Source organism: Enterobacter cloacae complex sp. GF14B (assembly GCF_004136805.1).
In the GTDB taxonomy this organism is placed as follows: Bacteria; Pseudomonadota; Gammaproteobacteria; order Enterobacterales; family Enterobacteriaceae; genus Enterobacter; species Enterobacter hormaechei_C.
On record NZ_QFRV01000132.1, the window covers coordinates 1 to 6567 of the forward strand.

The 6567-nt window shown below is 58.5% G+C and carries 6 protein-coding genes; 1 reads left to right on the forward strand and 5 read right to left on the reverse strand.

Features of this window, described 5'->3' with window-relative positions:
• A partial coding sequence (locus DD606_RS23335) for an AraC family transcriptional regulator (RefSeq protein ID WP_139158342.1) occupies positions 1–538 on the forward strand: 538 nt, incomplete at its 5' end.
• Here DD606_RS23335 and leuA read toward each other — a convergent pair.
• From leuA to DD606_RS23360, 5 genes are all read right to left on the reverse strand, one after another.
• Complete coding sequence (gene leuA, locus DD606_RS23340; protein WP_032610003.1) at positions 525–2180, reverse strand: 2-isopropylmalate synthase; 1656 nt, start codon at positions 2178–2180, stop codon at positions 525–527. The two genes, DD606_RS23335 and leuA, sit on opposite strands and share 14 nt — an antisense overlap.
• Positions 2181–2346: 166 nt before the next feature.
• On the reverse strand, positions 2347–3894 hold the full coding sequence (gene emrB / locus DD606_RS23345) for a multidrug efflux MFS transporter permease subunit EmrB (protein ID WP_006811709.1): 1548 nt from the start codon (positions 3892–3894) through the stop codon (positions 2347–2349).
• 16 nt (positions 3895–3910) lie between these two features.
• Entirely contained in the window at positions 3911–5083 is a 1173-nt protein-coding gene (gene emrA, locus DD606_RS23350; RefSeq protein ID WP_022651722.1) for a multidrug efflux MFS transporter periplasmic adaptor subunit EmrA, read from the reverse strand.
• Positions 5084–5213: 130 nt separating this feature from the next.
• Complete coding sequence (gene emrR / locus DD606_RS23355; protein WP_017694792.1) at positions 5214–5744, reverse strand: multidrug efflux transporter EmrAB transcriptional repressor EmrR; 531 nt, start codon at positions 5742–5744, stop codon at positions 5214–5216.
• A gap of 314 nt (positions 5745–6058) precedes the next feature.
• Positions 6059–6567: MFS transporter (locus DD606_RS23360; RefSeq protein ID WP_129259236.1), on the reverse strand; the 509-nt coding region annotated here is incomplete at its 5' end.

Here is a 6567-nt window from a genome sequence, read left to right on the forward strand (position 1 = left end):
CAACGTTGCCGCCCGCACGCTGTTTATCGACCCGCTGGCGCGCGCCGATCTCCCGGCGACCTGCCAGATCGTGCAGATCTCGCCCCTGCTGCGCGAGCTGATCCTGACCTCCCTTACGCTTCCTGAATCTTACGCACCCGGAAGCCGCGATGAACGTGTTTATGAGCTGATCCTCGATGAAATTCGTCTCATGCCGGTGCTGCCGTTTCACCTGCCCGAGCCGGAAAGCGAAGCGCTGCGCCATCTCTGCCAGCAGATTCGAATGGCCCCGGGAGAAAGCTGGAGCAGCGCCCAGGCCGCAGGTATTGTGGGGATGAGCGAACGCACGCTGAACCGTCATTTTCAGCAGCAGACAGGCCTGAGCTACGGCGAGTGGGTGAGAAGGGCGCGACTGCTGGAAGCCTTAGTGCGGCTGGCGCAGGGCCAGCCGGTATTACGCGTGGCGCTGGATCTGGGGTATGGCAGCCACAGCGCCTTTACGGCAATGTTTCGCCGGGTAATGGGTCTCTCACCCAGCGATTACTTCAGGAACGACTGACCGCGTTAAAAAGCGCCTGAATCGACGCGCGTGCCACGTCGCTGTCGATGCCCACGCCCCAGCGGCTGGTCCCATCCTGGAACAGGCAGCGGATATAGGCCACCGAGCGGCTGTCGCTGCGTTCGCCTAACGTATGTTCGTGATAATCCTTGATCACAAACGACGCGTTGATCCAGCGGCTTAAGCCGTGAGCGGCGGCGGAGAGCAAACCGTTTCCCTGGCCTTCCAGCTGGCGGGTGCCCCCATGCGTGGCGACGCTTGCCGTCAGCCGCAGCTGGCCGTCCTGCTGGCTGTCGCTGCGGTACGATTGCAGCGCTAATGGCGGGCTCGCCACCAGGCCGTAACGGGCGCGGAACAGCTGCCAGAGCGCATTCTGCGTCATCTCTTTTCCATGGTTATCCGTTTCCTGCTGCACGTGCTGGCTAAAATCCTGTTGCAGGGCGCGAGGCAATTTCAGGCCGTGGTTTTGCTCAATAAGCCAGGCGCTTCCGCTTTTTCCTGACTGGCTGTTCACGCGGATCACCGCTTCATAGGTACAGCCAATATCCTGCGGGTCGACGGGCAGATAGGGCATCTCCCAACGTTCGCCAGGCTTACGGGCATCGAAACCTTTCTTGATGGCATCCTGGTGCGAGCCGGAGAAGGCGGTGTAAGCCAGACGACCCGCCCACGGATGGCGCGGATGGACGGGCAGCTGGTTGCAGGTTTCTACCGTTTCAACCACCCGATTCATATCGCTGAAATCCAGATTCGGGCTAATGCCCTGGCTGTAGAGGTTCATCGCCAGCGTCACCAGGCAGACGTTGCCCGTGCGCTCACCGTTGCCAAACAGGCAGCCCTCCACGCGGTCAGCCCCGGCCATGACGGCCAGCTCCGCGCTGGCGACGCCCGTTCCGCGATCGTTATGCGGATGTACGCTGATACAGACGTCACTGCGGCGGCTGAAGTGGCGGCAGAAATACTCGATCTGGTCAGCATAGACGTTCGGCGTGCTCACTTCGACGGTAGCGGGCAGGTTGACGATCATCGGACGCGCCGCGCACGGCTGCCAGATCTCCGCCACGGCTTCACAAATCTCCAGCGCAAACTCCGGTTCGGTAAAGCAGAAGGTTTCCGGGGAGTATTCGTACTGCCAGCGGGTGTCAGGGTTCTCTTCACACAGCTGACGAATCAGGCGCGTCGCGCGCGTCGCCAGCTCGACGATTTGCGCTTTCTCCATGCCGAATACCAGACGGCGGAACAGCGGGGCGGTAGCGTTATACAGGTGAACGGTGGCCTGCTTCGCGCCGCGCAGGGAGTCGAAAGTGCGATGGATAAGATCGTCCCGCGCCTGCGTTAACACCTGAATGGTGACGTCATCCGGGATGCGGTTCTCCTCAATCAGCTGACGTACAAAATTAAAGTCCGTCTGCGAGGCGGACGGGAAGGCGACTTCTATTTCTTTAAACCCGCAGGTCAGCAGCAGATCCCAGAATTGCAGCTTGCGCGCGCTGTCCATCGGCTCGGCCAGCGCCTGGTTACCGTCGCGTAAGTCGGTCGAGAGCCAACGCGGGGCGCAGGTGATAATCTGCTCCGGCCAGCGGCGGTCGGGCAACGAAAGGGTGGGGTAAGGCTGGTATTTGTCGGCGGGTGTGTTCAGCATGGTGCGCTCCTGTTGTCTTTTCACTATCGTGAATCGATTTCAGGCGCGCTGCTTTATCGGAACTGACAATCGCTGTCGCGTTTTGGACAACCGTAGAAGTTGCCCGGTGGCGCTGCGCTTACCGGGCCTACGATCGTAGGCCGGGTAAGGCGTCCTGTAATGAGGGCTAATGCGCCCCACCGCCCCCGCTACCGGCCCCAAACGGTGGTTTGGCAAACCACACCAGCCCCAGCAGGACGATAAAGATCCCCGCCGATATCCAGAAAATCTCGTTTGCCGAGATAATCAGCCCCTGGTTGGTGATCTGCTGGGCAAGCCAGCCGGACGCCTGCTGCTCCGTCATCCCCATCCCCTCAAGCTGGCTATACATCTGCTGAGCGTTAGGGTTGAACGGGTTCACCGCTTCGGTGAGTTGAGCATGGTGCATCGATTCCCGGTTGGTCCACAGCGTGGTGGTGATCGATGTCCCGATGGAGCCCGCCAGCGTACGGGTGAAGTTCGACAGGCTCGATGCCGCCGCCATCCGCTCAGGCGGCAAGCCGGAAAGCGTAATGGTGGTCAGCGGCATGAAGAAGCACGCTACGGCGAAGCCCTGAATAAACTGTGGCCACGCGGAGGCGCCAAAGTCCATTCCCGGTTCAAACGTATACGCGCGCCAGTAGAAGCACACGGCGTACATGATGAAGCTGAACGTCACCAGCCTGCGCATGTCGAGCTTATGGGCGAAACGGCCAATAATCGGCGACAGCAGAACCGGAATTAACCCCACCGGCGCGGAGGCCAGCCCCGCCCAGGTTGCGGTATAGCCGTACACCTCCTGCAACAGCTGCGGCAGCAGAACAATCGCGCCGAAGTAGAGCATATAGGCGAGGCTGATACACAGGCAGCCGATGGTGAAGTTTCGCGATTTAAACAACGAGAGGTCGACTATCGGGTTGTCGTCCGTCAGCTCCCAGACAATCAGGAAGCTGATGGCCACCACAGCGACCACCGTCAGCACGATGATTTCCGTAGAGGCGAACCAGTCCAGCTCTTTGCCGCGGTCGAGCATGATTTGCAGGCTGCCGATGCCGACAACCAGCAGTGCCAGCCCGATGCCGTCGATCCGCCGCTGTTCGGTCCGCGTTTCGCGACCACGCAGAGACTGTAGCGTCATCAGTACCACCAGCGCACCGATGGGTACGTTGATGAAGAAGATCCAGCCCCAGTGATAGTTATCGCTGATATAGCCGCCGAGGATTGGCCCGCAAATTGGGGCGACAATCACCGTCATCGACCACAGCGCGAGCGCGATGGAGCGTTTGGCGGGCGGATAGTTGTTCAGCAGCAAACTCTGCGACAGCGGAATCAACGGCCCGGCGACAATCCCCTGGATGACGCGGAAGAAAATCAGCATCGTCAGGCTACTGGACATGCCGCAGGCCCAGGAGGCCAGCACGAACAGGATCGTCGACCAAAGGAACAGCTTCACTTCACCGACGCGCTTCGCCAGCCAGCCGGTGATAGGAATGGAGATGGCGTTCGCCACCCCGAACGAGGTAATGACCCAGGTCCCCTGGCTCAGCGATGAGCCAAGGTTCCCGGCGATCGTAGGGATCGCCACGTTTGCGATGGTGGAGTCCAGCACCTGCATGAATGTCGCCAGCGACAGCGCAATGGTCATAATGACCAGTTGCGCCCCCTCCAGCGGTTTTTGCGGCTTTTGCTGTTGCATAACGCTCACCTTCGGCTTAACCGGCGTTTGCCTTCACGATGTCATCGATCAGCTTATTGACCGGATCGAGGCTAATTTCACGGGCGTTACTTTCATAAGCTGGCGTACTGCGCACCTGGCTTGCGAGGATCTGACCGTCTCGGTTGGCGGTATCGACCGTCACCAGCGTGGAAAGGCCAATTCGCAGCGGATGGTCTGCCAGCTGCTTAGGATCCAGTTCGATACGCACAGGCAAGCGCTGTACCACTTTGATCCAGTTGCCGGTGGCGTTCTGTGCAGGCAGCAGGCTAAACGCGCTGCCGGTCCCCATGTCCAGACCGACCACTTTCCCGGTGTACTTGATGTCATCGCCGTAAATATCGCTGACCACAGTTGCGGTTTGGCCGATACGCATATGCGCCAGCTGGGTCTCTTTGAAGTTCGCATCGACCCACAGATTGTTCGCCGGAACTACCGCCATCAGCGGCGTGGTGGTGCTAATCTGCGCCCCTGGCTGTACGGAACGACGGGAAACGTAGCCGGTCATCGGGCTGACGATTTTGGTACGTTGCAGGGCAAGCCATGCGTTACGCACTTCGGTCGCCGCCTGTTTCACCGCCGGCTGGTTTTCCAGAGAAGTACCCAGCACCATCGCCTGATTAGCGTTGTACTGTTGGATCGCCACGTCCAGCTGCGCCTGTGCGCTGGCCACCGCATCGCGGGCGTGCTGCAACTCTTCACGGCCAATCAGGTTGGCGGTGCCGAGAGGAACACGACGATTGAGGTCGCTCTGCGCCTGAGCCAGCGCCGTTTTCTGCACGTCGATATTGGCCTGAAGCTGCTTGCTGTTGATCATCAGCTGGCGGGTCTGGCGAACGCTGGAGGCCAGAGCCGTCTGTGCTTTTTCAAAAGCCTGTTGGGCGTCGGTTGGATCGAGCGTGACCAGCACATCGCCTTTTTTCACAAAGTCGGTGTTATCAGCCCAGACTTTCGTCACGCTGCCTGACACCTGGGCCATGATTTGAACCTGATTCCCTGCCACGTATGCATCGTCTGTCTCTTCAACATGACGCAAGACTAAAAACCAATAGATCCCATATGCCACGGCAATAATAATAAAGAGCAAGGTCAGCAGAATAAGGGCGCTCTTACGTTTGCCCTTTTTGTTGACCGGTTGCTGCGGGGGGGTGTTCTCCGCATTTGCGCTCATTGTTGTTCTCCACGATCTTTTTATTTTCACATCGGCTGAGCCGACCTGTTGTCAGAAAGGCCAGCAGTTTCACGTGCTGGCCTGTCAGTTTTTCTTTTTAGCAATCTGGAATGTTGAGCGGATCGTCGCGTTAGCGCAGCGCCTCAAGGATGACGCCATCTTCATCCATCTGGTCCAGACGGGTGAGCAGCTTGCGAGTAATATGCTCAAGCTGGTCGCGCTCGGCGGTGCTGAGGGCAGACCAGAGCTGGTGCAGGCAGTTGTGCTGCGGTGGCAGCACTTCGCGCAAGAATTCGTGACCTTTCTCGGTCAGTTGCAGATGCAGGCAGCGGCGATCGTTATCGCTTTCACGGCGTTCAATCCAGCCGCGCTTTTCCAGTTCATCCGCGATACGGGTTGCATTGGTACGGGATGACCCCAGCGCACAGCTCAGTTCCGATGGCTGAATGCTGTGATTTTCCTGAGACTCCAGCGTAATCAACGCCATAAACAACGTCTCGTTAATCCCTTGCGCTTTCAGCATCTTGTTACGATTTTCCAGCAGCTTACCCTGCATGTGCATGCACAGGCGGGTCAGCAGAATTTCCTGATACGGGAAGTCCTCATGACGACTGGCGCGGAACTTAAGCATTTGTTCAATGGGCGTAAACGAACTATCCATTTTGGGCATAACCTCATTAATTACAGCCGATATAGTAACGACAGTGACAAATAATGTAAATGAATTATTTGTGCGGTTATATCCGCCAAACGTATGTCACCATCAGAAAGCGCCGGGTAAATCCGTGACCCGGTGAGCACAGAGAGTGTGGGGTGTGTACCCGCGAAAGAGGGGATGTGAGGACAGGGGTCTGAACTATTCATGCCGGTAGTAAATATGTCACCCACAGTAAAATTTCTGGGATAAATGATTGCTGTTACCTTAACAGATGCAGGCCCCCTTTACACCCCAGGGGACCCAAAGCAATGTAAAACTTAGTGAATTGCTTCCTGACGGTGATAGCCGCGCCACCATACCAGCAGATTTATCGCCGCGACGATGGCGCCGATGGCGCACACTCCCGTCCAGCCCGCATGCTGCCAGGCGGAGGCTGAGATGAGCGAGCCCGCCGCGCCGCCGATAAAGTAGCTGGTCATGTACCCGGCCGTCAGACGGTTACGGGCGTCCGGCTTCACGCGGTAAATCACGGTCTGGTTGGTGATGTGTACGCCCTGCACGGTGAGGTCTAGCACCAGAATACCGACAATCAGCGCCAGCACGGAGACGTGTCCGTACCAGATGGCCGCCCAGGAGAGGAGGAGTAAAACCAGCCCTGCGGAGGTGGTCATATGAGATTTACCTTTATCGGCCAGCCCACCCGCCGGGCGCGCGCCCAGTGCGCCAGCCGCGCCTGCCAGCCCGAACAGGCCAATCACGCCTTCTGAGTAGTTAAACGGTGGCGCGGCGAGCAGAAACGCCATCGACGTCCATAAGATGCTGAAGT